This is a genomic window from Pseudomonas sp. GL_090 (assembly GCF_057837765.1).
Map to the genome: position 1 here is coordinate 939,396 of NZ_CM174452.1, position 24,832 is coordinate 964,227.

At 60.4% G+C, this 24,832-nt stretch carries 25 protein-coding genes; 14 read left to right on the forward strand and 11 right to left on the reverse strand.

Going from position 1 to position 24,832, the window contains the following annotated elements; all coding sequences use genetic code 11:
• Positions 1-194 precede the first annotated feature (194 nt).
• From mreB to tldD, 8 genes are all read left to right on the forward strand, one after another.
• Positions 195-1,232, forward strand: a complete 1,038-nt coding sequence (gene mreB, locus AC3ITA_RS04070) for a rod shape-determining protein MreB (RefSeq protein ID WP_002555108.1) — start codon at positions 195-197, stop codon at positions 1,230-1,232.
• Positions 1,233-1,375: 143 nt separating this feature from the next.
• Entirely contained in the window at positions 1,376-2,512 is a 1,137-nt protein-coding gene (gene mreC / locus AC3ITA_RS04075; protein WP_150672192.1) for a rod shape-determining protein MreC, read from the forward strand.
• Entirely contained in the window at positions 2,512-3,003 is a 492-nt protein-coding gene (gene mreD / locus AC3ITA_RS04080; RefSeq protein ID WP_007970244.1) for a rod shape-determining protein MreD, read from the forward strand. Before mreC ends, mreD begins: the two co-directional genes overlap by 1 nt.
• A 32-nt stretch (positions 3,004-3,035) precedes the next feature.
• Positions 3,036-3,644, forward strand: coding sequence for a Maf family protein (locus tag AC3ITA_RS04085; protein WP_095944254.1), 609 nt, complete (start codon positions 3,036-3,038; stop codon positions 3,642-3,644).
• A gap of 45 nt (positions 3,645-3,689) precedes the next feature.
• Entirely contained in the window at positions 3,690-5,147 is a 1,458-nt protein-coding gene (gene rng, locus AC3ITA_RS04090) for a ribonuclease G (RefSeq protein WP_008018726.1), read from the forward strand.
• A 75-nt stretch (positions 5,148-5,222) separates the two neighbouring features.
• On the forward strand, positions 5,223-9,026 hold the full coding sequence (locus AC3ITA_RS04095) for a YhdP family protein (protein WP_489279542.1): 3,804 nt from the start codon (positions 5,223-5,225) through the stop codon (positions 9,024-9,026).
• 69 nt (positions 9,027-9,095) lie between these two features.
• On the forward strand, positions 9,096-9,950 hold the full coding sequence (locus AC3ITA_RS04100; RefSeq protein ID WP_489279544.1) for a carbon-nitrogen hydrolase family protein: 855 nt from the start codon (positions 9,096-9,098) through the stop codon (positions 9,948-9,950).
• A gap of 12 nt (positions 9,951-9,962) precedes the next feature.
• Positions 9,963-11,405 (forward strand): metalloprotease TldD, encoded by a 1,443-nt coding sequence (tldD, locus tag AC3ITA_RS04105; RefSeq protein ID WP_489279545.1) that lies wholly within the window; start codon positions 9,963-9,965, stop codon positions 11,403-11,405.
• 48 nt (positions 11,406-11,453) lie between these two features.
• Here the strand turns inward: tldD and yjgA are convergent, their stop codons facing one another.
• Positions 11,454-11,978: a ribosome biogenesis factor YjgA gene (yjgA, locus tag AC3ITA_RS04110; RefSeq protein ID WP_056728351.1), complete on the reverse strand. Its 525-nt coding sequence runs from the start codon at positions 11,976-11,978 to the stop codon at positions 11,454-11,456.
• 108 nt (positions 11,979-12,086) lie between these two features.
• On the opposite strand from yjgA, the gene pmbA reads away from it, so the two are divergent.
• The 6 genes from pmbA to AC3ITA_RS04140 all read left to right on the forward strand — a co-directional run bounded on the left by pmbA (position 12,087) and on the right by AC3ITA_RS04140 (position 17,443).
• Entirely contained in the window at positions 12,087-13,433 is a 1,347-nt protein-coding gene (pmbA, locus tag AC3ITA_RS04115) for a metalloprotease PmbA (RefSeq protein ID WP_095944258.1), read from the forward strand.
• Positions 13,434-13,683: 250 nt separating this feature from the next.
• The gene (locus tag AC3ITA_RS04120; RefSeq protein WP_414929769.1) at positions 13,684-14,091 is read left to right on the forward strand and encodes a FagA protein; all 408 of its coding nucleotides are present in this window, start codon (positions 13,684-13,686) and stop codon (positions 14,089-14,091) included.
• Complete coding sequence (locus AC3ITA_RS04125) at positions 14,072-15,448, forward strand: class II fumarate hydratase (protein ID WP_489279546.1); 1,377 nt, start codon at positions 14,072-14,074, stop codon at positions 15,446-15,448. Before AC3ITA_RS04120 ends, AC3ITA_RS04125 begins: the two co-directional genes overlap by 20 nt.
• A 27-nt stretch (positions 15,449-15,475) precedes the next feature.
• Positions 15,476-15,904: a DUF2753 family protein gene (locus AC3ITA_RS04130; protein ID WP_414929768.1), complete on the forward strand. Its 429-nt coding sequence runs from the start codon at positions 15,476-15,478 to the stop codon at positions 15,902-15,904.
• Between the two features lie 2 nt (positions 15,905-15,906).
• Positions 15,907-16,518 (forward strand): superoxide dismutase, encoded by a 612-nt coding sequence (locus AC3ITA_RS04135; RefSeq protein ID WP_095944263.1) that lies wholly within the window; start codon positions 15,907-15,909, stop codon positions 16,516-16,518.
• 31 nt (positions 16,519-16,549) lie between these two features.
• Complete coding sequence (locus AC3ITA_RS04140; RefSeq protein WP_489279549.1) at positions 16,550-17,443, forward strand: ZIP family metal transporter; 894 nt, start codon at positions 16,550-16,552, stop codon at positions 17,441-17,443.
• Between the two features lie 28 nt (positions 17,444-17,471).
• Here AC3ITA_RS04140 and AC3ITA_RS04145 read toward each other — a convergent pair whose 3' ends face one another.
• The 10 genes from AC3ITA_RS04145 to AC3ITA_RS04190 form a co-directional block, all read right to left on the reverse strand.
• Positions 17,472-17,744: an HPr family phosphocarrier protein gene (locus tag AC3ITA_RS04145; RefSeq protein ID WP_095944265.1), complete on the reverse strand. Its 273-nt coding sequence runs from the start codon at positions 17,742-17,744 to the stop codon at positions 17,472-17,474.
• Positions 17,745-17,759: 15 nt separating this feature from the next.
• Positions 17,760-18,617: an RNase adapter RapZ gene (rapZ, locus tag AC3ITA_RS04150; protein ID WP_095944266.1), complete on the reverse strand. Its 858-nt coding sequence runs from the start codon at positions 18,615-18,617 to the stop codon at positions 17,760-17,762.
• 2 nt (positions 18,618-18,619) lie between these two features.
• Entirely contained in the window at positions 18,620-19,084 is a 465-nt protein-coding gene (ptsN, locus tag AC3ITA_RS04155) for a PTS IIA-like nitrogen regulatory protein PtsN (RefSeq protein ID WP_008046148.1), read from the reverse strand.
• 12 nt (positions 19,085-19,096) lie between these two features.
• A complete protein-coding gene (gene hpf / locus AC3ITA_RS04160) occupies positions 19,097-19,405 on the reverse strand; it encodes a ribosome hibernation-promoting factor, HPF/YfiA family (protein ID WP_007941242.1) in 309 nt (102 codons plus the stop codon).
• Positions 19,406-19,479: 74 nt separating this feature from the next.
• On the reverse strand, positions 19,480-20,973 hold the full coding sequence (locus tag AC3ITA_RS04165; RefSeq protein ID WP_095944267.1) for an RNA polymerase factor sigma-54: 1,494 nt from the start codon (positions 20,971-20,973) through the stop codon (positions 19,480-19,482).
• Positions 20,974-21,219: 246 nt separating this feature from the next.
• Positions 21,220-21,945, reverse strand: a complete 726-nt coding sequence (gene lptB / locus AC3ITA_RS04170) for an LPS export ABC transporter ATP-binding protein (RefSeq protein WP_008054366.1) — start codon at positions 21,943-21,945, stop codon at positions 21,220-21,222.
• Positions 21,945-22,493 carry a lipopolysaccharide transport periplasmic protein LptA gene (gene lptA / locus AC3ITA_RS04175; RefSeq protein WP_095944268.1) on the reverse strand — a complete coding sequence of 183 codons (549 nt, stop codon included), beginning with the start codon at positions 22,491-22,493 and terminating at the stop codon, positions 21,945-21,947. The genes lptB and lptA overlap by 1 nt, the downstream gene beginning before the upstream one ends.
• Positions 22,480-23,052: an LPS export ABC transporter periplasmic protein LptC gene (gene lptC, locus AC3ITA_RS04180; RefSeq protein ID WP_095944269.1), complete on the reverse strand. Its 573-nt coding sequence runs from the start codon at positions 23,050-23,052 to the stop codon at positions 22,480-22,482. The genes lptA and lptC overlap by 14 nt, the downstream gene beginning before the upstream one ends.
• A 7-nt stretch (positions 23,053-23,059) precedes the next feature.
• Complete coding sequence (locus tag AC3ITA_RS04185) at positions 23,060-23,584, reverse strand: KdsC family phosphatase (RefSeq protein ID WP_095944270.1); 525 nt, start codon at positions 23,582-23,584, stop codon at positions 23,060-23,062.
• Positions 23,584-24,558, reverse strand: coding sequence for a KpsF/GutQ family sugar-phosphate isomerase (locus AC3ITA_RS04190; RefSeq protein WP_008046161.1), 975 nt, complete (start codon positions 24,556-24,558; stop codon positions 23,584-23,586). The genes AC3ITA_RS04185 and AC3ITA_RS04190 overlap by 1 nt, the downstream gene beginning before the upstream one ends.
• Positions 24,559-24,832 lie beyond the last annotated feature (274 nt).

Consider the following 24,832-nt stretch of genomic DNA (forward strand, 5'->3'; position numbering starts at 1 on the left):
AAACAAAACGGACGGCGTCCGTGTGTTAGATTGTCGGAACACTACCGCACTTCTACGGTCATAAGGCCGCGATTGTGGGGCTTGGTGCACAGAAAAGCGGCCAATTTAACATATTGGCGCCTTGCCCAAAATCCCTGTCGTTGTTAGAGTTTGCCGCACTTTTTTACCCACGCGTTGCCTAGGGTCCCTTTCCCATGTTCAAGAAACTGCGTGGCATGTTTTCCAGCGATCTTTCCATTGACCTGGGCACTGCCAACACCCTTATTTACGTGCGCGAGCGCGGTATCGTCCTGAATGAGCCATCGGTTGTGGCCATTCGGACACACGGTAACCAGAAAAGTGTCGTTGCTGTCGGCACCGAAGCCAAGCGCATGCTGGGCCGTACGCCGGGCAACATTGCTGCCATTCGTCCGATGAAGGACGGCGTGATCGCCGACTTCAGCGTTTGCGAAAAAATGCTGCAGTACTTCATCAACAAGGTTCACGAAAACAGCTTCCTGCAGCCTAGCCCTCGCGTGTTGATCTGCGTTCCATGCAAATCCACCCAGGTTGAGCGTCGTGCCATCCGTGAATCGGCCCTCGGTGCCGGTGCCCGTGAAGTGTTCCTGATCGAAGAGCCAATGGCCGCTGCGATCGGTGCCGGCCTGCCGGTAGAAGAAGCCCGCGGTTCGATGGTCGTGGATATCGGTGGCGGTACCACTGAAATCGCGCTGATCTCCCTCAATGGTGTGGTTTACGCCGAGTCCGTACGTGTGGGCGGCGACCGTTTCGACGAAGCGATCATCACCTACGTGCGCCGCAACTACGGCAGCCTGATCGGTGAATCCACCGCCGAGCGCATCAAGCAGGAAATCGGTACCGCCTACCCGGGCGGCGAAGTTCGCGAAGTCGACGTTCGCGGTCGCAACCTGGCCGAAGGCGTTCCACGGGCATTCACCCTGAACTCCAACGAAGTGCTGGAAGCTCTGCAAGAGTCCCTGGCAACCATCGTTCAGGCCGTGAAAAGCGCCCTGGAGCAATCGCCGCCGGAACTGGCTTCCGACATCGCCGAGCGTGGCCTGGTACTGACCGGTGGTGGCGCCTTGCTGCGTGACCTGGACAAATTGCTGGCCCAGGAGACCGGTCTGCCGGTGATCGTTGCCGAAGACCCGCTGACCTGCGTTGCTCGCGGCGGTGGCCGTGCATTGGAAATGATGGATAAACACACCATGGACCTGCTTTCCAGCGAATAAGTCGCCGGATTGCCTCTATGCTGTTGAGCGCGCAGGCGGCACTTTGCAGTGCTGCCTGTTCGCGTTTATCTTCTGTCAGTCTGCATCCAGGCCGGATTGCCGCCGTATGAATAAACAGAACATTTGCCTGGGAGGAGCGGCTTATTAAACCGCTTTTCACCAAGGGCCCTTCACTGGGCGTGCGCCTGTTGGTGCTGGTCGTGCTATCGGTCGCACTGATGGTGGTCGATGCCCGTTTCAGTCTGCTCAAGCCTGCACGCAGCCAGATGTCGCTGGTGCTGATGGACGCCTACTGGATCACCGACCTGCCCGGACGACTGTGGGAAGGCGTTGCCAGTCAGTTTGGCAGCCGGACCGAACTCGTCGCCGAAAACGAAAAACTCAAGACCGAGAACCTGCTGTTGCAGGGGCGCATGCAGAAGCTGGCCGCCCTGACCGAGCAGAACGTTCGGCTGCGCGAGTTGCTCAACTCTTCGGCACTGGTCAATGAGAAGGTCGAAGTGGCCGAGTTGATCGGCATGGACCCCAACCCCTTCACCCATCGCATCATCATCAATAAAGGTGAGCGCGACGGCGTGGTCCTCGGTCAGCCGGTACTCGATGCCCGTGGCCTGATGGGCCAGGTGGTCGAGTTGATGCCCTACACCTCCCGCGTCTTGCTGCTGACCGATACCACCCATAGCATTCCGGTGCAGGTGAACCGTAACGGTTTGCGGGCGATCGCCAGCGGCACCGGCAACCCGGAGCGTCTCGAGTTGCGGCATGTGGCCGATACCGCCGACATCAAGGAAGGCGACTTGCTGGTCAGCTCCGGCCTCGGTCAGCGTTTCCCGGCCGGTTATCCGGTGGCGACGGTCAAGGAAGTGATTCACGATTCCGGCCAGCCGTTTGCCATTGTCCGCGCCGTTCCAACCGCCGCCTTGAACCGTAGCCGTTACCTGCTGCTGGTGTTCAGCGACAACCGGACCGCCGAAGAGCGCGTCAACGCTGCCGCCCAGGCCCAGGAAAACCTGGATGCACAGGGCGGTGGGCCGACCATTCCGGCGACGGTTCCGAAGCTGGTCAGCCCCGCGGCCCCCGCTGCACCGGCTGCGGCACCGGCGATTCCTGCCACGGCGGCGCCTGCGGCCACCGCACCCGCCAAGCCTGCCACCACGCCAGCCAAGCCTGCGGCCTCGCATCCTGCGGCGGCTAAACCGCCGACAGCGCAACCCGCTGCCGCGAAGCCTGCCGCCAAACCGCCAGTCTCCGCGCCGGCCACTCCAGTGGGGAGAGAATAATGGGCGGTGTAAAAGCATCCCGAAACGGCTGGATAGTCTGGCTGACGTTTGCCGTCGGCCTGCTGCTGAGTGTTTCGCCTTTGCCGCAATTCATGGAGATCCTGCGCCCGCTGTGGTTGGCCTTGTTGCTGGCATTCTGGGCGTTGAACCTGCCGCAGACCGTCGGGATGGTGACGGCGTTTTGCCTGGGGCTGGCTGAAGACGTGCTCTACGGCACGCTCCTGGGGCAGAACGCCTTGATCCTGACGCTCATCACCTATCTGGTGCTGGCGCTGCAGCAACGCCTGCGGATGTTCCCGATGTGGCAGCAGAGCCTGGTGATCCTGGTGATCTTCGGCCTCGCCCAGCTTGTACAACTGTGGCTCAGCGCCTTGACCGGCAATCGTCAGCCGACGCTGGCACTGGTGCTGCCGGCACTGGTCAGTGCGCTGCTCTGGCCCTGGATCAGTTTCGGTTTGCGCGGACTGCGTCGACGCTACAAAATCAATTAATTCGCTCAGGCATTGGACAGGGAGAGGTCTTGATGAAACGGTTGTACCTCGCCTCTGGTTCGCCGCGTCGACGTGAGCTGCTCACGCAGATCGGCGTACCGTTCCGCGCCATCAGTGCGGATATCGATGAAACTCCTTTAGCTCAAGAATCCCCGTCGGCCTACGTCGAGCGCTTGGCGCGCGGCAAGGCCGAAGCCGGGCGCGGCAGCGTCGTGTCCGACGAACCGTTCTGCGTGCTCGGCGCCGATACCGCCGTGGTGCTCGATGGAAAAATTCTCGGCAAACCGGTTGATCAAGCGGATGCGTGCGCCATGCTGATGATGCTGTCAGGGTGTGAGCATGAAGTCCTGACCGCGATTGCCGTGCTCGATGGCGAACGTTGCGAATCCCGGGTTGTCACCAGTCGCGTGCGTTTTCGGGATATCAGTCGTGAAGAAGCCGTGGCTTACTGGGCCAGTGGCGAACCACAGGACAAGGCGGGCGGTTATGGCATTCAAGGACTGGGTGCGGTGTTTGTCGCCGGGCTCGATGGAAGTTATTCAGCGGTGGTCGGACTGCCGCTTTGCGAAACCGCGGAACTGCTCGGCCATTTCGGCATACCCTGTTGGCAACCCCGGAACGCACACCAAGCAACGTTCTGAACAGATGCGGCCATTATCGTGAACATGCCTGAACGAGACCCTGCCATGAGTGAAGAGATTCTGATCAACATCACGCCGATGGAATCGCGCGTGGCGGTGGTCGAAAACGGTGTCCTGCAAGAGGTCCACGTCGAGCGTACGCAAAAGCGCGGGATCGTCGGCAACATCTATAAAGGCAAAGTCGTGCGGGTATTGCCGGGAATGCAGGCGGCATTCGTCGATATCGGCCTGGACCGTGCCGCGTTCATTCATGCGTCGGAAATTTCCCTGCGCGAAGGCCCGGCGGTCGAGAGTATCAGTGCGCTGGTGCACGAGGGCCAGAGCCTGGTGGTGCAAGTGACCAAGGACCCGATCGGTTCCAAAGGCGCGCGCCTGACGACTCAACTGTCGATCCCTTCGCGTTACCTGGTGTACATGCCGCGCACCGCTCACGTCGGCATTTCCTTGAAGATTGAAGACGAAGCCGAGCGCGAACGCCTCAAGCAAGTGGTCACCGACTGCGTGGCCAAGGAAGGGATCAAGGAGGCCGGCGGTTTCATCCTGCGCACGGCGGCCGAAGGTGCCGGCGCCGATGAAATCCTCATGGACATCCGTTACCTGCGCCGTCTCTGGGATCAGATCAACGCCCAGATCAAAACCATCAGTGCGCCCAGCGTGATCTACGAAGACCTCGGTCTGGCGCTGCGCACCCTGCGGGACCTGGTGAGCCCGAAAATCGAGAAGATCCGCATCGACTCTCGGGAAACCTTCCAGAAAACCACGCAATTCGTCGCCGAGCTGATGCCCGAGATTGCCGACCGCCTGGAACATTACCCGGGCGAACGGCCGATTTTCGACCTGTATGGCGTCGAAGACGAAATCCAGAAGGCACTTGAGCGCAAGGTCCCGCTCAAGTCCGGCGGTTATCTGGTGGTCGATCCGGCGGAAGCCATGAGCACCATCGACGTCAACACCGGGGCGTTCGTCGGCCATCGCAATCTCGAAGAGACCATCTTCAAGACCAACCTCGAAGCCGCGACGGCCATCGCCCGTCAATTGCGCCTGCGTAACCTGGGCGGAATCATCATCATCGACTTCATCGACATGGAAGATGAAGAACACCAGCGCCAGGTGTTGCGTACGCTCGAAAAGCAACTGGAGCGCGATCACGCCAAGACCAACATCATCGGTATCACCGAGTTGGGCCTGGTGCAGATGACCCGCAAGCGCACCCGCGAAAGCCTTGAACAAGTGCTGTGCGAGCCGTGCAATGCCTGTCAGGGACGGGGCAAGCTCAAGACCCCGGAAACCGTTTGCTACGAAATCTTCCGTGAAATCCTGCGCGAGGCTCGCGCCTATCAGGCGGAAGGCTATCGTGTATTGGCAAACCAGAAAGTGGTGGACCGCCTGCTTGACGAAGAGTCGGGCAACGTTGCCGAACTGGAAGGGTTTATCGGGCGAACCATCCGCTTTCAGGTCGAAACCATGTATTCCCAGGAACAATACGACGTGGTGCTGCTCTGAAGCGTTTCGTATTGATTGTTCGAGAAGGGCTGGCCTCAGCTTTTTGCAAAACTTTTGCCATGGGAGCCACCTGACATGGATCGTCTGACACGCATTTTGGCCGCACTGACCCGCTGGGGTCTGGGCCTGTGCGCGTTGGTTTTGGTGTTGATGGCGCTCTACGTCAGCCTTGGCCGGGAGCTGACGCCGTTAGTCGCCGAGTACCGTGCCGACATCGAAACCAAAGCCAGCGATGCCTTGGGCATGCCGTTGCAGATCGGCGAGCTCGAAGGCAACTGGAGTGGATTCGCCCCTATATTGATGGCCCGCGACGTGACTGTCGGCGAGGGCGCCAATGCCTTGCGCCTGGATCAGGTGCGCGCAGTGCCGGACCTTTGGGCCAGCCTGCTGGCACGTCAGGTACGCATCGCTCATCTGGAATTCAGTGGCCTGAAGATCAACCTCAAGCAGGCTGAGGACGGTCAATGGGCACTGGAAGGTTTGCCGGTGCAGCAAGACCAGCCGACCGATCCGGAACAACTGCTCAATCGCATGCAGATGATCCAGCAACTGTCGGTGCTCGACAGTCAGGTGACCTTGCAGCCGTTTGGCCAGTCGCCGCTGACCCTGACTTATGTCGGCCTGAATCTGAAAATCGGGGCGTCGCGGCAGCGGCTCGACGCACGGCTGACCCTGCCTGACGGGCAACCGGTGGCCATGAGTCTGCGTACCCGTATTCGAGCCAGCGAATGGAAGGACGCTGAAGCGGAGGTCTACCTGAGCCTGCCGCAAAGCGACTGGTCGAAGTGGTTGCCTGAAAGTCTGACCCAGCAGTGGAATTTTTCCGAAATCAAGGCCGGCGGCGAGCTGTGGGTGAACTGGGGCAAAGGCACCTTGCAAAGCGCTGCGGTGCGCTTGAACGCGCCACAACTCAAGGGAGCCTACGCCGAGCGTCAGCCGATCCAGATCAATAACCTGGCGCTCAACGGATACTTCCAGCGCGGCGCCAAAGGCGCGTCAGTGACTCTGGACTCCCTGGCGATGAACCTCGGCGAGACCCGCTGGGAAACGCATTTGCAGCTCACGCAAAGCGCCGCCACTGATAAAACCGAAGAGCTCTGGCACCTGCAAGCCGACCGGGTTGATCTCACTCCGCTGACCCCACTGCTAAACGCCCTGGCGCCGTTGCCAGAAGGTTTTGCCACGGTTGTCGAGCGGCTCAAGGTCACGGGTGGCCTGCGTAACGTGCTGGTCGACTTCCGCCCCAATGCCATCGACGACAGCAAGTTCGGGTTTGCCGCCAACCTCGACCAGGTAGGCTTCGACGCCTATCACGGCGCGCCGGCGGCGCGCAATGTCAGCGGCAGCATCAGCGGTGACCTGGGGCAAGGTGAGTTGCGCATGGACAGCAAGGATTTCATGCTGCACCTGGACCCGATTTTCGCCAAGCCATGGCAGTATATTCAGGCCAATGCGCGGCTGACCTGGAAACTCGACAAAGAAGGTTTCACTCTGATCGCGCCGTATCTGAAAGTGCTGGGCGAGGAAGGCAAGATCGCCGGCGACTTCCTGATTCGCCTGCACTTCGATAGCACTCAGGAAGACTACATGGACCTGCGGGTCGGCATGGTGGACGGTGACGGTCGCTACACCGCCAAGTACCTGCCGGCAGTCCTCAGCCCGGCGCTGGATGAATGGCTGCGCACGGCGATTCTCAAGGGCGCGGTGGATCAAGGCTTCTTCCAGTATCAAGGGTCGCTCAGCCATGGTGCCGCGGACGTCGATCGCAGCATCAGTCTGTTCTTCAAGGTCCACGATGCCGAACTGGCCTTCCAGCCGGGCTGGCCCCATGTCAGCAAGGTCAGCGGTGATGTGTTTGTCGAGGACAGCGGCGTGCGGATTCTGGCCAGCAAGGGCCAGTTGCTCGACACCCAGGTCAACGATATCTACGTCAACATTCCCCATGTGCCGGCCGGGCAGAACGTTCATTTGTTCCTCGATGGCGGATTTGCCGGCGGTTTGGGCGATGGCCTGAAAATTCTCCAGGAAGCACCGATCGGTACTGGGGCAACCTTTGCCGGCTGGGAAGGCGAGGGTGACCTGCAAGGCAAGTTGAAGCTGGATATTCCCCTGGCAAAAGGCGAGGAACCGAAGATCCTCGTCGACTTCAAGACCGCCAAGGCACGCTTGAAACTGGCCGAACCTGTGCTGGAACTGACCCAACTAAAAGGTGATTTCCGTTTCGACAGCGACAAAGGCCTGAGCGGGCACAACATCAGCGCCCGGGCGTTCGACAAACCGGTCACCGCACAGATTTTTGCCGATGGCAGCCCGGGCAGGCTCAATACCCGGGTGGCTGCGTCAGGGCAGGTCGAGGTCAAGAAACTGACCGACTGGCTGAAGGTGACCCAGCCTCTGCCGGTGAGCGGCGTGATCCCGTATCAACTGCAACTGACCCTGGACGGCGCCGACAGCCAGTTGATGGTCAATTCCAGCCTCAGGGGCGTGGCTGTCGATTTGCCAGCACCGTTCGGCATGACTTCCGAGGCCGGGCGCGACACGACGTTCCGCATGACTTTGCAGGGCGACGAGCGGCGTTATTGGGCCAACTACGGGGACCTGGCGAGTTTCACGTTCGCGGCCCCGGCCAGCAATTTCGCCGATGGTCGCGGGGACTTGTTTCTCGGTGGCGGCGAGGCTGTGTTGCCGGGCACCAAAGGCCTGCGGATACGGGGCGTGCTGTCGGAGCTGGACGTTGGCCCGTGGAAGGACCTGGTGGACAGATACGCCGGACAGGACCCAGGCGGCAGCGCCAGGCAACTGCTCAGCGGCGCGGATTTCCAGGTCGGCAAGCTCAGCGGTATCGGCACCACCCTCGATCAGGCCTCGATCCAGCTGGCGCGCAAGCCTTCCGCCTGGGCGCTGCAACTGGACAGCCAGCAGATCAAGGGCAGCGCCAATCTTCCCGATTTGAAGGCCACGCCAATCACGATCAATCTGCAAACCGTGCGCCTGCCCGCACCGGACCCGACCGTGCTGGCCGATGAAAACTCGCCGGATCCGCTGGTGTCGGTGGACCCGACGAAAATCCCCGCGATGGATATCACCATCAATCAGCTATTCCAGGGCCAGGATCTGGTGGGGGGCTGGTCGCTGAAGATTCGGCCAACGCCCAAGGGCATCGTGTTCAACTCCCTGGACCTGGGCCTCAAGGGCATGCTGTTGGTCGGTAGTGGTGGCTGGGAAGGCATGCCCGGCGCCAGCAACAGCTGGTACAAGGGACGCATCAGCGGCAAGAACCTGGCCGATGTGCTCAAGGGCTGGGGGTTTGCGCCGAGCGTCACCAGCCAGGACTTCTATATGGACGTTGATGGCAACTGGCCCGGCTCGCCGACCTGGGTGGCGACCAAGCGTTTCTCCGGCACGCTCGATGCGACGCTCAATCAGGGCCAGTTCGTCGAAGTTGAGGGCAGTGCCCAGGCGCTGCGGGTATTTGGCTTGCTCAACTTCAACTCCATCGGCCGGCGCCTGCGCCTGGACTTCTCCGACCTGTTCGGCAAAGGCCTGAGTTATGACCGGGTCAAGGGACTGCTGGTCGGGACCAATGGTGTGTATGTCACCCGTAAGCCGATCCAGCTGACGGGGCCGTCGAGCACCATTGAACTCGACGGCACCCTGAACATGGTGGCCGATCAGATCGATGCGAAACTGATGGTGACCTTGCCGGTGACCAACAACTTGCCGATTGCCGCACTGATCGTCGGCGCACCCGCGGTCGGCGGGGCGCTGTTCCTGATCGACAAGCTGATCGGTGACCGGGTCGCCCGTTTCGCCAGTGTGAAGTACAGCGTCAAAGGGCCGTGGAAAGAACCGAAGATTACCTTCGACAAGGCTTTTTGAGATCCTTTTGAAAAGGCGCTCGGCAAGCCTATGGAGTAGCATGGCCGCATACGACTCCAGGAGTGCGCCATGTCTGTAGCGGTGATTCAAATGGTCAGCCAGAGCGATGTGCCGGCCAATCTGGTCCGGGCCCGTCGGCTGCTCGAGCAAGCGGCCGCCGGTGGCGCGAAACTGGCGGTATTGCCGGAAAACTTCGCCGCCATGGGCCGGCGCGACATTGCCGACATCGGGCGCGCCGAAGCACTGGGCGAAGGCCCTATCCTGCCATGGTTGAAACAGACCGCACGCGACCTCAAGTTATGGATAGTGGCCGGCACGTTGCCGTTGCCGCCGGTGGATCAGCCGACGGCGAAAGTGCATGCCTGTTCGTTGCTGGTCGATGACCACGGCGAAACGGTGGCGCGCTACGACAAGCTGCACCTGTTCGACGTCGACGTGGCGGACAATCGTGGCCGTTATCGTGAATCCGATGACTATGCTTATGGCAGCGGAGTGGTCGTGGCGGACACGCCCGTCGGCCGGGTTGGCCTGACAGTCTGCTATGACCTGCGCTTTCCGGAGCTGTACAGCGAATTGCGTGCGGCCGGCGCGGAGCTGATTACCGCTCCTTCGGCCTTCACGGCGGTGACCGGCGCGGCGCATTGGGATGTGCTGATTCGTGCGCGAGCCATAGAGACGCAATGTTACGTGCTCGCGGCTGCCCAGGGCGGGACGCATCCGGGGCCGCGGGAAACCTTTGGCCATGCCGCCATCGTCGACCCGTGGGGGCGTGTGCTGGCGCAACAGGATCAAGGCGAGGCCGTGCTGCTGGCCGAACGCGACAGCAGCGAACAGGCGTCCATCCGGGCGCGGATGCCGGTGTCCAGTCACCGGCGCTTTTTCTCGCAGGGCGCCCAGCGACCTGCATCAGAACGACGAATTTAAGGCGTAAAGCATATGAGCGAGTTGTTGTCCTCAGTCAGTGAACACCTGCTGGCGCCCGGTGGCGTCACGATCGAGAGCCTGCAAGGCGTACTCGGCGACCTGGCCGGGCCGGGCATCGATGCGGCCGACCTGTATTTCCAGGGGCAGATCTCCGAGTCCTGGGCGCTGGAAGACGGCATCGTCAAGGAAGGCAGTTTCAACCTTGACCAAGGTGTGGGCGTGCGCGCGCAATCGGGTGAAAAGACCGGCTTTGCCTACAGCAATGCCATCACCCTGGAAGCCCTGGGCGCGGCGGCGCGGGCCGCCCGTTCGATTTCCCGGGCCGGACAGCACGGCACCGTGCAGGCATTCACCAGTCAGGATGTCGCGCAGCTGTATGCGCCGGACAATCCCCTGGAAGTGCTGACCCGTGCCGAGAAAGTCGATTTGCTCAAGCGCATCGATGCCGCGACCCGCGCCCTCGATCCACGCATCCAGCAAGTCACCGTGAGCATGGCCGGTGTCTGGGAGCGGATTCTGGTGGCTTCCACCGACGGCGGCCTGGCGGCGGATGTGCGTCCGCTGGTGCGTTTCAACGTCAGTGTGATCGTCGAGCAGAACGGTCGCCGCGAACGTGGCGGTCATGGCGGTGGCGGTCGCACCGATTACCGTTATTTCCTTGGCGAAGACCGCGCCATGGGCTATGCCCGTGAAGCGTTGCGCCAGGCGCTGGTCAACCTCGAAGCCATTCCGGCACCGGCCGGTACCTTGCCGGTGGTGCTCGGTTCCGGCTGGTCGGGCGTGCTGCTGCACGAGGCCGTCGGTCACGGTCTGGAAGGCGATTTCAACCGCAAGGGCAGTTCGGCTTATAGCGGGCGCATGGGCGAGATGGTTGCGTCGAAGCTGTGCACCATTGTCGATGACGGCACCCTGGCCGGTCGTCGTGGCTCATTGAGCGTCGATGACGAAGGCACGCCGACCGAGTGCACCACGCTGATCGAAAACGGCGTACTCAAGGGCTACATGCAGGACAAGCTCAACGCCCGCCTGATGGGCGTGGCGCGCACCGGTAACGGTCGTCGCGAATCCTACGCGCACCTGCCGATGCCGCGCATGACCAACACCTACATGCTCGCCGGCGAAAGCGACCCGGCGGAAATCATCGCCTCGGTGAAGCGCGGCATCTACTGCGCCAACCTCGGCGGCGGTCAGGTGGACATTACCAGTGGCAAGTTCGTGTTCTCCACCAGCGAGGCGTACTTGATCGAGGACGGCAAGATCACCGCTCCGGTCAAGGGCGCGACCCTGATCGGCAACGGGCCGGAAGCCATGAGCAGGGTGTCGATGGTCGGTAATGACCTGTCGCTGGACAGCGGCGTGGGCACGTGTGGCAAGGATGGGCAGTCGGTGCCGGTGGGTGTCGGCCAGCCAACGCTGAAGATTGATGCGATCACCGTGGGTGGCACGGGTTCGTAAGCAGTGAGGCTGCGGGTGAGCTGCGAGGCAGCTCACCCGATTCGAGAATTAACGCAGACCGCGTTGAGTCTCGTCCAGCTCACGGATGTACTTGAAGATTTTACGGCTGGAAGCAGGAGGCTTGTTTTGCGCAACCTCATGCTGGGCCTGACGGATCAGGGAACGCAATTGCTGGCGGTCCGCGTCCGGGTAGTCGACGACGAATTTTTCCAGAACGGCATCATCGCCGGCGATCAGACGATCGCGCCAGCGTTCCAGGTTATGGAAGCGTTCGTTGTATTGACGGGTGGAGGCATCGAGTTGATCGAGCAGAACCAGAATGGCGGCAGTGTCCTGATCGCGCATCAGTTTGCCGATGAACTGAAGGTGCCGTTTACGCGCGATGTTCGCGGTGTGCTTGGGCGCATCGGCCAGAGCCCGACGCATTCCGTCGGTCAAGGGCAGTTTTGCCAGCAAGTCAGGCTTGAGTGTTGTAAGGCGCTCGCCAAGGTCAACCAGAGCATGCAGCTCGCGTTTGACCTGGGATTTGCTTTTTTCTCCCGTATCGAGGGAGTCGTCGTAAGAATCAACCATGGTGGCCGTCCGCAAAGAAACGCCGCCATGATAACCAGTCGGGGGCCGCTTGTCCGGCCCGGTCGCTCGATGACCGTCACCGAAAGCAGAATTTGAGTGGAGAACAGCATGAGTGCAGTTGAAAGCGTCGGCCCACAAGCGTTGCCGGCACTGCAGGAACAAGTCGAGCAGATCATCGCTGAAGCCAAGCGCCAGGGCGCCAGTGCCTGTGAAGTGGCAGTGTCCCTGGAGCAGGGCTTGTCGACCACGGTGCGCCAGCGTGAAGTCGAAACCGTTGAATTCAACCGTGATCAGGGTTTCGGCATCACCTTGTACGTGGGGCAGCGCAAAGGCTCGGCCAGCACTTCGGCCAGCGGTCCTGATGCGATCCGCGAGACAGTCGCCGCAGCACTGGCCATCGCCAAGCACACCTCTGAAGACGAAGCCTCGGGCCTGGCGGATGCCGCACTGATGGCGCGGGAAATCCAGGATTTCGACCTGTTCCACCAATGGGACATCACACCGGAACAAGCCATCGAACAGGCCCTGGCTTGCGAAGCCGCGGCGTTTGCTGCCGACAGCCGGATCAAGAACGCCGACGGCACCACTCTCAGTACCCATCAGGGTTGCCGCGTTTATGGCAATAGCCACGGGTTTATCGGCGGTTACGCATCGACTCGCCACAGCCTGAGCTGCGTGATGATCGCCGAGGCCGATGGTCAGATGCAGCGCGATTATTGGTACGACGTGAACCGCCAGGGCAATCTGCTCGCCGACCCGGTGAGCATCGGCCAGCGCGCCGCGCAACGGGCGGCGAGCCGTCTGGGCGCGCGTCCGGTGCCGACTTGCGAGGTGCCGGTGCTGTTTTCCGCAGAGTTGGCCGGGGGGCTGTTCGGCAGTTTCCTGTCGGCGATTTCCGGCGGCAGCCTGTATCGCAAGTCTTCGTTCCTTGAGGGGACCCTCGGGCAGAAGCTGTTTCCTGAGTGGCTGACCATCGACGAGCGTCCGCATCTGATGCGTGCCATGGGCAGCGCCGCGTTCGACGGTGATGGTCTGGCAACCTACGCCAAACCGTTCGTCGAAAAGGGCGAGTTGGTGTCGTACATCCTCGGCACCTATTCCGGCCGCAAGCTCGGCATGCCGAGCACGGCAAACGCCGGCGGCGTGCACAACCTGTTCGTCACCCATGGCGACGAAGATCAGGCCGCCTTGCTGCGGCGCATGGGGCGTGGCTTGCTGGTGACTGAATTGATGGGGCAGGGCCTCAATATGGTGACCGGCGATTACTCCCGTGGTGCGGCGGGTTACTGGGTCGAGAATGGCGAAATCCAGTTCGCGGTGCAGGAAGTGACCATCGCCGGGAACATGCGCGACATGTTCAAACAGATCGTTGCCGTGGGTAACGATCTTGAGTTGCGCAGCAACATTCGCACCGGTTCGGTGCTGATCGAGCGGATGACGGTGGCGGGCAGCTAAGCCTCGGCCGCTTCACCAAAAGGCGCGCCACCCATTGGGTGGCGCGCCTTTTTTATTGGCTACAACACAGTTCCCCTGTAGGAGCGAGCCTGCTCGCGATAGCGGTGCGTCAGACGAAATCAATGTTGAAAGTGATGACGCCATCGCGAGCAAGCTCGCTCCCACAATGACCCTGTTGTATTTTTTCGGTATTGTTTTGTTTCTCATTATCATTTAATAATAAATCTCATTATCGAATGAGCCCCGGATCATGAGTTCTGCCTTGCACGAGCAGCCTTACCTCGAAAGCTGGCGCTGGATGAGTCGCCAGATCCGTTGCGCGATGAACCCCGATGAGCCTCGCCTGATCGATCACTACCTGGCCGAAGGCCGGTATCTGGCGTGTTGCACGGCCACCTCACCCTGGACCGTCGCCGAAACTTCTTTCCGTTTGTTGCTCGATACCGCTTCCGATGTCGCGCTGCCGTGGCACTGGCGCACCTACTGTCTTGACCAGGCCTGGCGCCCGCTGCGCGAACTGGAACGCCTTTCGTTGTGCAAATGCCGCCTCAAGCGTTGGCAAAGCTACACCTGGCAACTTGCTACCTGCGAGTTGCAGCCCTCGATTCCTCTTACTGAACTGGTGCAAGGATTTTCTGATGAACAAGACACGTATTGAGCGCGACAGCATGGGCGAGCTTCAGGTCCCGGAAGACGCCCTCTACGGCGCACAGACCCAGCGTGCAGTGGATAACTTCCCGATCAGCGGCAAACCGATGCCGGTTCAGTTCATCCGCGCGTTGATCCTTGCCAAGGCAGCGGCCGCCCGCGCCAACGTCGAGCTCAAGCAGGTCAGCGAAGCCCAGGGCAAAGCCATCGTCGATGCGGCCCAAGGCTTGCTCGAAGGCGATTTCATGCAGCACTTCCCGGTGGATGTCTTCCAGACCGGTTCCGGCACCAGTTCGAACATGAACGCCAATGAAGTGATCGCCACGCTGGCCAGCCGCTTGCTTGGCGAGGCGGTGAACCCCAACGATCACGTCAACTGCGGGCAGAGCAGCAACGACATCATCCCGACCACCATTCATGTCAGCGCAGCACTGGCGCTCCATGAACAACTGCTGCCGGCGCTGACGCATCTGGTGCAGGTCATCGAGCGCAAGGCCGGGCAGGTTCATCGCCACGTCAAGACCGGGCGCACACACCTGATGGACGCCATGCCGGTGCGCATGAGCCAAGTGCTCAATGGTTGGGCGCAGCAGCTCAGGGCCAACATCAGCCATCTGCAGGACTTGCTGCCAAGCCTGCAATCCCTGGCCCAGGGCGGTACGGCGGTGGGCACGGGTGTCAACGCCCACCCCGAGTTCGCGGCGCGTTTCAGCCGGCAGCTAAGCAAATTGACCCATGTTGAGTTCCAGCCAGGCAAGGACCTGTTCGCACTGATCGGCTCCCAGGACACTGCCGTTGCCGTTTCCGGGCAGCTAAAAGCCACCGCCGTATCGCTGATGAAAATCGCCAACGACCTGCGCTGGATGAACTCCGGACCGTTGGCCGGCCTTGGCGAGATCGAGCTGGAAGCCTTGCAGCCGGGGTCTTCGATCATGCCGGGCAAGGTCAACCCGGTCATTCCCGAGGCCGCCGCGATGGTCGCGGCTCAGGTCATCGGCAACGACAGCGTGATCACCATCGCCGGTCAGTCGGGCAATTTCGAACTGAACGTGATGCTGCCGATCATCGCCCAGAACTTGTTGAGCAGTATCGAGTTGCTGGCCAATTCCAGCCGTCTGCTGGCAGACAAGGCCATCGCCAGCTTCAAGGTCAACGAAGGCCGGATCAAGGAAGCGCTGTCACGCAACCCGATTCTGGTGACCGCGCTCAACCCGGTCATCGGTTACCAGAAGGCTGCCGAGATTGCCAAGAAGGCCTATCAGCAAGGCCGGCCGGTGATTGACGTCGCGCTGGAACACACCGATCTGTCGCGCAGCCAGCTGGAAGAGTTGCTCAACCCGGAAAAACTCACCGCGGGCGGCGTGTAAGCCCCGTTACCGCTTTGGAGGCGCACCATGGAGCACTGGAAACGCACGATCGAAAGAGCCAACCGTTTTTTCATGCTGGGTGAACTGGTCGATGCCCGCGAGGCGTATCTGCAGGCGTTGGCCCTGGCCCAGGTGCTGTTCGAGCGCTGGGCGGATGCCGACGAAGCGGTGGCGGCCTGCGTGATTTCCCATCACAACCTGGCGGACCTGCACTTGTGTCTGAACCAGCCGGAGGAGAGCGCCGAATACTTGTGTGCCATCCATCAACGGCTGTTGCAGACCATGCAGGACCCGCGTCTGCCGCAGGCATTGCGAGAAGCCGCGTTGCGCCAGAGCAGCAAGACCTACGTCGAGCTGCTGAATTTCATCAGTGAACATGGCGAATATCCGCGTACCCATCGACTGCTGCACATCGATGTCGCTTTGTCTGCGCCTCATCATCATGGAGTCCATTGAACATGGCTTTTACCCTGCCTGCCTTGCCGTACGCCTACGACGCCCTGGAACCGCATATCGATGCGCAGACCATGGAGATTCACTACACCAAGCATCACCAGACTTACATCAACAACCTCAACGCGGCCGTCGAGGGCACCGAGTATGCCGATTGGTCCGTGGAGAAGCTGGTGTCTGCCGTTCAGCAGTTGCCGGAAAAACTTCGCGCAGCGGTGATCAATCAGGGCGGCGGCCACGCCAACCATTCGCTGTTCTGGGAAGTCATGACGCCCGGCGGTGGTGGTGAGCCCGAAGGTGCGCTGGCCAAGGCCATCGATGAACAACTGGGCGGCCTCGACAGATTCAAGGAAGCCTTTACCAAGGCTGCATTGACCCGCTTCGGCAGTGGCTGGGCCTGGCTGAGCGTGACCCCGCAACAGACCCTGGTGGTGGAAAGCAGCGGTAACCAGGACAGTCCGCTAATGAACGGCAATACCCCGATTCTGGGCCTCGACGTCTGGGAGCACGCCTATTACCTGCGTTATCAGAACCGTCGTCCGGAATACATCAGCGCGTTCTACAACGTGATCAATTGGCCGCAAGTCGCAGCGCGCTATCAGGCCGCACTGGTTTAAGTCTTCTAAAAAACAAATCCAAGGCTGGGCTATGGGCACTGAAACACTGGCGATCGGAAGTGGACGGATGTTTCGTTACGCGTTTGGATCGCTGTTACTGCTGGCAGGTATGAGCCTATTGGTTGCCCACGGGCTGGCGTGGCTTGATCTTGAGCCGAAGCTGCTACGTGCACTGCAAGGCGGTGCGATCTGCGCCTTGGGTACCGCGCTGGGCGCGGTGCCGGTGTTGGTGATTAGCCGGATGCCGCAGGTGCTCAGCGACACACTGCTTGGCTTTGGTGCTGGCGTGATGCTCGCGGCGACGGCATTTTCGCTGATCGTTCCGGGCATCTCTGCCGCCGAAGGGCTTGGCCTGTCACCCTGGGCGTCCAGTGGGCTGATCAGCTTCGGCATTATGCTCGGTGCGTTCGGGTTGTTCCTGGTGGATCGGAAGGTCTCCGGGGTCAGCCCGGACATACTGGTCGGCACACTGGAGCGACCGGTCATTGCTCCGCGCATCTGGTTGTTCGTGTTTGCGATCATTGCCCACAACATTCCCGAAGGCATGGCGGTCGGTGTTTCGGCCGGTGGCGCAATGCCTGACGCCGATAGCCTGGCCATGGGCATTGCCTTGCAGGATGTGCCGGAAGGGTTGGTCATCGCTTTGGTACTGGCCGGGGCAGGGATGTCCAGGATCAAGGCGTTCCTGATCGGTGCCGCATCAGGGTTGGTCGAGCCGGTGTTTGCACTGCTATGCGCCTGGCTGGTAAGCCTGGCCGAGCTGCTGTTGCCCTTGGGATTGGCGCTGGCGGCGGGGGCGATGTTGCTGGTGGTGACCCATGAAATCATTCCCGAGTCGCGCCGCAATGGTCATGACAAGCTTGCCAGCCTCGGGCTGCTGATGGGGTTCTGTTTGATGATGGTGATGGATACAGCCCTCGCTTGATTTGTGGCGAGGGGCTTTTGTGGTTGTATTACTCGCCTTCGTCGAAGTAGTTGTTGATCAGCGCCACCAGCGCTTCCAGCGCTTCCTGTTCCTGCTCGCCTTCTGTGCTCAAGTGGATCGTGGTGCCTTTGCCGGCGGCCAGCATCATCATCGCCATGATGCTTTTGCCATCGACCATGGACTCTGGTGTACGACCGGCCCGGATCTGGCACGGGAACTGACCTGCCACCCCAACGAATTTTGCAGAAGCGCGAGCGTGCAGGCCCAATTTATTGATGATTTCGATTTCCAGAGCAGGCATCGCGATGTGAATCCTTTAGCTGAGGTCGCGGTGGCGGACCTGGACGTTCTTCAGGGATTGTTGCAGCGTCTGCCCCAGACGCTCGGTCAGGTAGACGGAACGGTGATGTCCGCCAGTGCAGCCAATGGCAATGGTGACGTAGGCGCGGTTGCTGGCGGCAAAACGAGGCAGCCACTTTAGCAGGTATGTGGAAATGTCCTGGAACATCTCTTCGACATCCGGTTGTGCCGCCAGGTATTCGGCAACCGGTTGATCGAGCCCGGACTGCTCGCGCAACTCCGGTTTCCAGTAAGGGTTGGGCAGGCAGCGCACATCGAACACCAGGTCGGCGTCCACCGGCATGCCGCGCTTGAAGCCGAAGGACTCCACCAGGAACGCAGTCCCAGGTTCCGGCTGATTCAACAGGCGCAGTTTGATGGCATCGCGCAGTTGATACAGGTTCAGGCTGGTGGTGTTGATCTTGAGATCGGCAAGGTCGGCAATCGGCCCGAGCAGGACGCTCTCGACGTTGATGGCTTCGGCCAGCGAGCGGTTGGCGTTGCTCAGGGGGTGACGTCGGCGGGTTTCGGAGAAACGCTTGAGCAGGGTTTCTTCGTCGGCGTCCAGGTACAGCACATCGCACTTGATGTGGCGGGCACGGACTTCCTCGAGCAGGTCGGGGAAACGTGACAGGTGGCTGGGCAGGTTGCGCGCGTCAATGGAAACGGCGACCAGCGGCTGCAACATCTCGGTATGAACCAGGGCGCGTTCGGCCAGCTCCGGCAGCAGACCGGCGGGCAGGTTGTCGATGCAGTAGTAGCCGTTGTCCTCAAGAACGTTGAGGGCGGTACTTTTACCTGAGCCGGAACGGCCACTGACGATGATCAAGCGCATGATTACTGACCGTTTTGCTCGTCCAGGACAACCTGATACAGGGCTTCGTTGCTTGCAGCACTTCGCAGCTTTTCGCGCACTTCCTTGCGGTCGAGCATGCTGGCGATCTGGCGCAGCAGCTCAAGGTGCGCATCGGTGGCGGCTTCCGGGACCAGCAGCACGAACAGCAGGTCAACCGGCGCGCCATCGATGGCGTCGAAATCGATAGGGGCGTCCAGGTGCATCAATGCACTGATGGGCGAAACACAGCCCTTGAGACGGCAATGTGGAATGGCGATGCCATTGCCAAACCCGGTGGAGCCGAGTTTTTCACGGGCGATCAGTGCCTCGAAGACATCTTGCATCTCCAGGGCCGGCACTTCGCGGGCGATCAGATTGGCAATTTGTTCGAGGGCTTTCTTTTTACTGCCTCCCGGCACGTTCACCAGGGAACGGCCGGGGGTCAGGATACTTTCAAGTCGGATCATGGGTAGGGAGTGTTAACGACCGGTTGCGCCCTGGAGGAGGCTCTGGGTCTTTTCCTTATGCTTTTTGAGTTGTTTATCCAGCTTGTCGGTGAGTGCGTCGATCGCGGCGTACATATCGGTATGTTCCGCGTTGGCGACCACTTCATTCCCGGGAATATGCAGCGTGGCTTCGATTTTCTGCTTCAGTTTTTCGACGGTCATCGTGACCTGCACATTAGTGATCTTGTCGAAATGTCGCTCCAATCGTTCGAGTTTTTCGCCGATGTAGGTGCGAAGAGGTTCGGTCACTTCCAGTTGGTGTCCACTGATGTTGACTTGCATACAGCTTCTCCTTCGTTGCCAGTGCATAAAGCGGTAGATCAGATGATCTACCACTGGAACGCTGTGGCGTGGCTCTACATCAACCGCTTGCGTTCGCTCGAAGGCGCGATCCCGAGGGATTCGCGGTACTTGGCGACGGTGCGGCGAGCCACCTGAATGCCTTGTGCCTCCAGTAAACCAGCGATCTTGCTGTCACTCAACGGCTTTTTCTGATTTTCCGCTGCAACCAGTTTTTTGATGATCGCCCGGATCGCCGTGGACGAGCATTCGCCGCCTTCGGAGGTGCTTACGTGACTGGAGAAAAAGTACTTCAGTTCATAAATGCCCCGGGGGGTGTGCATGAACTTCTGGGTGGTCACCCGTGAAATCGTCGATTCATGCATGCCTACCGCTTCGGCGATGTCATGCAGGACCAGCGGCTTCATGGCTTCGTCGCCATATTCGAGGAACCCGCGCTGATGCTCGACGATCTGGGTGGCAACCTTCATCAGGGTTTCATTGCGGCTTTGCAGGCTCTTGATGAACCAGCGGGCCTCCTGCAACTGATTGCGCATGAAGGTGTTGTCGGCACTGGTGTCGGCGCGGCGCACGAAACCGGCGTATTGGGCATTGACCCGCAGCCGTGGCACCGACTCCTGATTGAGCTCCACCAGCCAGCGCTCGTTGTCCTTGCGCACGATGACGTCAGGAACGACATACTCGGCTTCGGTGGACTCGATCTGCGAGCCCGGGCGCGGGTTGAGGCTCTGGACCAGTTCGATGACCTGGCGCAGTTCGTCTTCCTTGAGCTTCATGCGACGCATCAACTGGCTGTAGTCGCGGCTGCCAAGCAGGTCGATGTAATCGGTGACCAGGCGCTTGGCCTCGGCCAGCCAAGGGGTCTTGGCAGGCAGCTGGCGCAATTGCAGCAGCAGGCATTCGCCCAGGTTGCGGGCGCCGATGCCGGCAGGCTCGAATTGCTGGATGCGGTGCAGGACGGCTTCGATTTCGTCCAGTTCGATGTCCAGTTCCGGGTCGAAGGCTTCGAGGATCTCCTCGAGGGTTTCGTCCAGGTAACCTTGATTGTTGATGCAGTCGATCAGGGTCACGGCGATCAGGCGATCGGTGTCGGACATCGGGGCCAGGTTCAGTTGCCACAGCAAGTGGCTCTGCAGGCTTTCGCCGGCCGATGTGCGGGTGGTGAAGTCCCACTCGTCATCGTCGTTGCTGGGCAGGCTGCTGGCGCTGGTCTGGTAAACGTCTTCCCAGGCAGTATCGACGGGAAGTTCGTTGGGAATGCGTTCGTTCCAGTCGCCTTCCTCAAGGTTATCAACCGTAGGGGCGCTTTCCTGGTAGGAAGGTTCCTGAATATCCGTGTTGGGCTTTTGTTCGGCGTTGTCGGCCAAGGGGTCGGAGTTGTCGAAGTCGTCGCCTTCTTCCTGGCGTTCGAGCATCGGATTGGACTCCAGGGCCTCCTGGATTTCCTGTTGCAGGTCCAGGGTCGACAATTGGAGCAGGCGGATGGCCTGTTGCAGCTGCGGTGTCATCGTCAGCTGCTGGCCCATTCTCAAGACTAGCGATGGTTTCATGGCAGGGGCTTAACACCTTATTCGCCGGCGCACATGCGCCATCCACTACAGGGCGCCGGGGCGCCAAACTTAAGCAAATTATATGCCTGAAACTGAAGGATTTGCCTAGAGCGCTGTAACAATAAAAAACTATAAAGTTGTGTTGCTGCGCTGCCCTTGTCGGGGGCTGACCACGCTTGTCGGCACGAGGCGCTGGTGAGTGGGCCGGTCAGGTGCCCGGGCGACTGCCTGGGCACAGCTCAGCGCTTACAGGCGGAACTCATGGCCCAGATACACTTCCTTGACCAGATCGTTGGCCAGGATGGTCTCTGCGTCGCCTTCGGCGATCAGTTGACCGTCATTGACGATGTAGGCGGTTTCACAGATATCCAGGGTTTCACGAACGTTGTGGTCCGTGATCAGCACGCCAATGCCTTTGGCCTTGAGGTGGTGAATGATCTGCTTGATGTCGCCGACCGAAATCGGGTCCACGCCGGCGAAGGGTTCGTCGAGGAGGATGAATTTCGGGTTGGTGGCCAGGGCGCGGGCGATTTCCACGCGACGGCGCTCACCACCGGACAGGCTCATGCCCAGGTTGTCGCGGATGTGGCTGATGTGGAACTCCTGCAGCAGGCTTTCCAGCTCCTTGCGACGGCCGGCCTTGTCGAGTTCCTTGCGGGTCTCGAGGATGGCCATGATGTTGTCGGCCACCGACAGCTTGCGAAAGATCGATGCTTCCTGCGGCAGGTAGCCGATACCGGCTTTTGCACGGCCGTGCATCGGCTGGTGGCTGACGTCCAGGTCGTCGATCAGGACGCGTCCCTGGTCAGCCTGTACCAGGCCGACGATCATGTAGAAGCAGGTGGTCTTGCCGGCGCCGTTCGGGCCAAGCAGGCCGACGATCTGGCCGCTGTCGATGGACAGGCTGACGTCACGCACGACCTGGCGGCTCTTGTAGCTCTTGGCCAGATGCTGAGCTTTCAGAGTTGCCATTACTGGGCCTTTTTCTCGTCGGTTTTCTTCTTCGGCTGGATCACCATGTCGATGCGCGGGCGCGACTCTGTGATCTTGCTGCCCGTGGCGCGACCGGCGCTGGCGAGCTTCTTGTCGGTGTCGTAGACAATTTTTTCGCCTTGGGTGACGTTGTTGTCCTTGTCGACAACTTTGGCCTTGTCGATCAGCACGACGCGATTTTGCGAGGCGTGATACTGGATCGTCACGCCCCAGCCCTGAACAGGCTTGGTATCACCAGCCGTTTGCAATTGCTCGAAGTACGCCAGGTTGCCCACCGAGGTCACTACGTCAATGTCGCCAGTCGAGGTGCGGGTAATGGTAACGGTGTTGCCTGTCACCTTCATCGAGCCTTGGGTGATGATCACGTCACCCTTATAGGTCGCAATGCCTTGCTTGTCGTCCAGTTGGGCGTCGTCGGCCTGAATGCGGATAGGCTGCTGTTGATCTTCCGGCAGAGCCCAGGCGCTCACGCTTCCCAGTGCTGCGCCCAGACTGAGCAAAATCGGGAGGGTTTTAACGAGCCTCATACTGTCCTCTTACGTTCGATAGCAGGTGTATCCTGCTTTCTTTCAAATACGCTTTCATTCCCTTGCCAGTCGATACACCGCCAGCGCCGTCGATTCTAACGTCTTGCTCGGTCTGCGCATATTGCTGCTGCGGGAACACGGTCATGCGGGTGCTGGTGATCAGGGTTCTACGGTTTTTCTCGTCGAAGCGCGTGATGCGCACGTCATCGATCAGTTCGACCTGTGTGCCGTCAGGGTTGACCTCGCCGCGCAGGCTCTGGACGTGCCACGGGAATTCAGTGCCGCGGAACACATTCAGGTCGGGGTTGGTCAGCAATGTCACTTCGGTCGCTTTGAGGTGCTCGACCTTGTCGGACACCAGATCATATTGCAGCTTGCCGTCGGGCAGGTACTGCACGCTGTGGGCGTTGATGGCGTAATAGTCGATCGCGCTTTCATCGACCGGCGTTACCGGCTTGTCGAGGAAGCGTTCCGGGCTGATGTTCCAGTAGCCAACCGCGGCGAATATCGCCGCGATGCAACTGTACATCAGGGTGTTGCGAAACTTTTTGCTCAGCATAGTGGGCTCACAGGTACGCCGCATTGGCCGCATCGAGGCGGTCCTGGGCGCGCAGGATCAATTCGCAGAATTCGCGAGCGGCACCTTCGCCGCCACGGGCGAGGGTGATGCCGTGAGCGTGTTCACGCACGAAACTGGCGGCATTGGCCACTGCCATGCCCAGGCCGACGCGGCGAATCACCGGCAGGTCCGGCAGGTCGTCGCCGAGGTAGGCCACCTGTTCATGGCTCAGGTTGAGTTGGGCCAGTAGCTCATCGAGTACCACCAGTTTATCTTCGCGACCCTGATAGAGGTGCGGGATACCGAGGTTTTTGGCCCGCCGCTCGACTACCGGGGTCTTGCGGCCACTGATGATGGCGGTCTGCACGCCGGCGGCCATCAGCATCTTGATGCCCTGGCCGTCGAGGGTGTTGAACGTCTTGAATTCGCTGCCGTCTTCGAGGAAGTACAGGCGCCCGTCGGTCAGCACGCCATCGACATCGAACACCGCCAGCTTGATCTGTTTGCCGCGTTGCAGCAGGTCCGCACTCATTACATTACTCCCGCACGCAGCAAGTCGTGCATGTTCAAGGCGCCGACCGGGCGGTCTTCACGGTCGACCACGACCAGCGCGTTGATTTTATGGTCTTCCATGATTTTCAGCGCTTCGGCGGCGAGCATCTCGGCGCGGGCGGTCTTGCCGTGTGCAGTCATGACCTGGTCGATGGTAGCGCTATGGATGTCGATGCTACGGTCCAGCGTGCGACGCAAGTCACCGTCGGTAAAGATCCCGGCCAGCTTTCCATCGGCTTCCAGGATCACGGTCATGCCCAGGCCTTTGCGGGTCATTTCCATTAGCGCGTCCTTCAGCAGGGTGCCGCGCTGTACTTGCGGCAGCTCTTGCCCGGCGTGCATGACATTTTCCACTTTCAGCAGCAGGCGTCGGCCCAGGGCGCCACCAGGATGGGAAAAGGCGAAGTCTTCGGCGGTAAAGCCGCGGGCTTCCAGCAGCGCAACGGCCAGGGCGTCGCCCATGACCAGAGCGGCGGTGGTCGATGAAGTGGGTGCCAGGTTCAACGGGCAGGCTTCGTGTTCGACGTGAACATTCAGGTTAACCTCGGCGGCCTTGGCCAGCGGCGAGTCAGGGTTGCCGGTCACGCTGATCAACTGGATGCCCAGGCGCTTGATCAGTGGCAGCAGGGTCACGATTTCATTGGTGGAGCCGGAGTTCGAGAGCGCCAGAATGATGTCGTCGCGGGTAATCATGCCCATGTCACCGTGGCTGGCTTCAGCCGGGTGCACAAAAAACGCCGTGGTGCCGGTGCTGGCCAGGGTTGCGGCAATCTTGTTGCCGATGTGCCCCGACTTACCCATGCCGACCACGACCACGCGGCCTTTGCTGGCCAGAATCATCTCGCAAGCGCGTACGAAATCTGCGTCGATATGGGGTAGCAGGCCTTGCACGGCTTCTACCTCGAGGCGGATGGTGCGTTGTGCCGATTGAATCAGGTCGCTGGATTGGCTCATGTCAGAAATCGTATAGCCTGATGAAAAGGCGGCGATTATAGCGGTTATGATCGAATCCCTCACGCTAGTTCGTCGCGCATTGTCATCCTTGTTGCCGGAAACCTTCTAAACGGGGCTTTCAAGCTGTCATGCAGTTGAACATGTCCTGGCTTTGGCCTTGGGCGCGCAGCCTTTGCAGTGATATAGTTCGCCGCCAGTTCGGCCTGCCCGGGAGGTATGTGCTTTCGTCAGAAAGCCAGGCGTCCAAGTGAGAGGCTGCATCGCAAGGAGTTTA

Coding starts and splice junctions, on each gene's coding strand:
- lptC (WP_095944269.1), bottom strand. CDS start 23,052: ATGCTGAGCAAAAAGTTTCGCAACACCCTGATGTACAGTTGCATCGCG.
- rng (WP_008018726.1), top strand. CDS start 3,690: ATGAGTGAAGAGATTCTGATCAACATCACGCCGATGGAATCGCGCGTG.
- lptA (WP_095944268.1), bottom strand. CDS start 22,493: ATGAGGCTCGTTAAAACCCTCCCGATTTTGCTCAGTCTGGGCGCAGCA.
- hpf (WP_007941242.1), bottom strand. CDS start 19,405: ATGCAAGTCAACATCAGTGGACACCAACTGGAAGTGACCGAACCTCTT.
- AC3ITA_RS04100 (WP_489279544.1), top strand. CDS start 9,096: ATGTCTGTAGCGGTGATTCAAATGGTCAGCCAGAGCGATGTGCCGGCC.
- AC3ITA_RS04085 (WP_095944254.1), top strand. CDS start 3,036: ATGAAACGGTTGTACCTCGCCTCTGGTTCGCCGCGTCGACGTGAGCTG.
- lptB (WP_008054366.1), bottom strand. CDS start 21,945: ATGGCAACTCTGAAAGCTCAGCATCTGGCCAAGAGCTACAAGAGCCGC.
- AC3ITA_RS04140 (WP_489279549.1), top strand. CDS start 16,550: ATGGGCACTGAAACACTGGCGATCGGAAGTGGACGGATGTTTCGTTAC.
- ptsN (WP_008046148.1), bottom strand. CDS start 19,084: ATGATCCGACTTGAAAGTATCCTGACCCCCGGCCGTTCCCTGGTGAAC.
- AC3ITA_RS04165 (WP_095944267.1), bottom strand. CDS start 20,973: ATGAAACCATCGCTAGTCTTGAGAATGGGCCAGCAGCTGACGATGACA.
- AC3ITA_RS04145 (WP_095944265.1), bottom strand. CDS start 17,744: ATGCCTGCTCTGGAAATCGAAATCATCAATAAATTGGGCCTGCACGCT.
- AC3ITA_RS04185 (WP_095944270.1), bottom strand. CDS start 23,584: ATGAGTGCGGACCTGCTGCAACGCGGCAAACAGATCAAGCTGGCGGTG.
- AC3ITA_RS04095 (WP_489279542.1), top strand. CDS start 5,223: ATGGATCGTCTGACACGCATTTTGGCCGCACTGACCCGCTGGGGTCTG.
- AC3ITA_RS04130 (WP_414929768.1), top strand. CDS start 15,476: ATGGAGCACTGGAAACGCACGATCGAAAGAGCCAACCGTTTTTTCATG.
- AC3ITA_RS04120 (WP_414929769.1), top strand. CDS start 13,684: ATGAGTTCTGCCTTGCACGAGCAGCCTTACCTCGAAAGCTGGCGCTGG.
- AC3ITA_RS04125 (WP_489279546.1), top strand. CDS start 14,072: ATGAACAAGACACGTATTGAGCGCGACAGCATGGGCGAGCTTCAGGTC.
- mreD (WP_007970244.1), top strand. CDS start 2,512: ATGGGCGGTGTAAAAGCATCCCGAAACGGCTGGATAGTCTGGCTGACG.
- pmbA (WP_095944258.1), top strand. CDS start 12,087: ATGAGTGCAGTTGAAAGCGTCGGCCCACAAGCGTTGCCGGCACTGCAG.
- tldD (WP_489279545.1), top strand. CDS start 9,963: ATGAGCGAGTTGTTGTCCTCAGTCAGTGAACACCTGCTGGCGCCCGGT.
- rapZ (WP_095944266.1), bottom strand. CDS start 18,617: ATGCGCTTGATCATCGTCAGTGGCCGTTCCGGCTCAGGTAAAAGTACC.
- yjgA (WP_056728351.1), bottom strand. CDS start 11,978: ATGGTTGATTCTTACGACGACTCCCTCGATACGGGAGAAAAAAGCAAA.
- AC3ITA_RS04135 (WP_095944263.1), top strand. CDS start 15,907: ATGGCTTTTACCCTGCCTGCCTTGCCGTACGCCTACGACGCCCTGGAA.
- AC3ITA_RS04190 (WP_008046161.1), bottom strand. CDS start 24,558: ATGAGCCAATCCAGCGACCTGATTCAATCGGCACAACGCACCATCCGC.
- mreB (WP_002555108.1), top strand. CDS start 195: ATGTTCAAGAAACTGCGTGGCATGTTTTCCAGCGATCTTTCCATTGAC.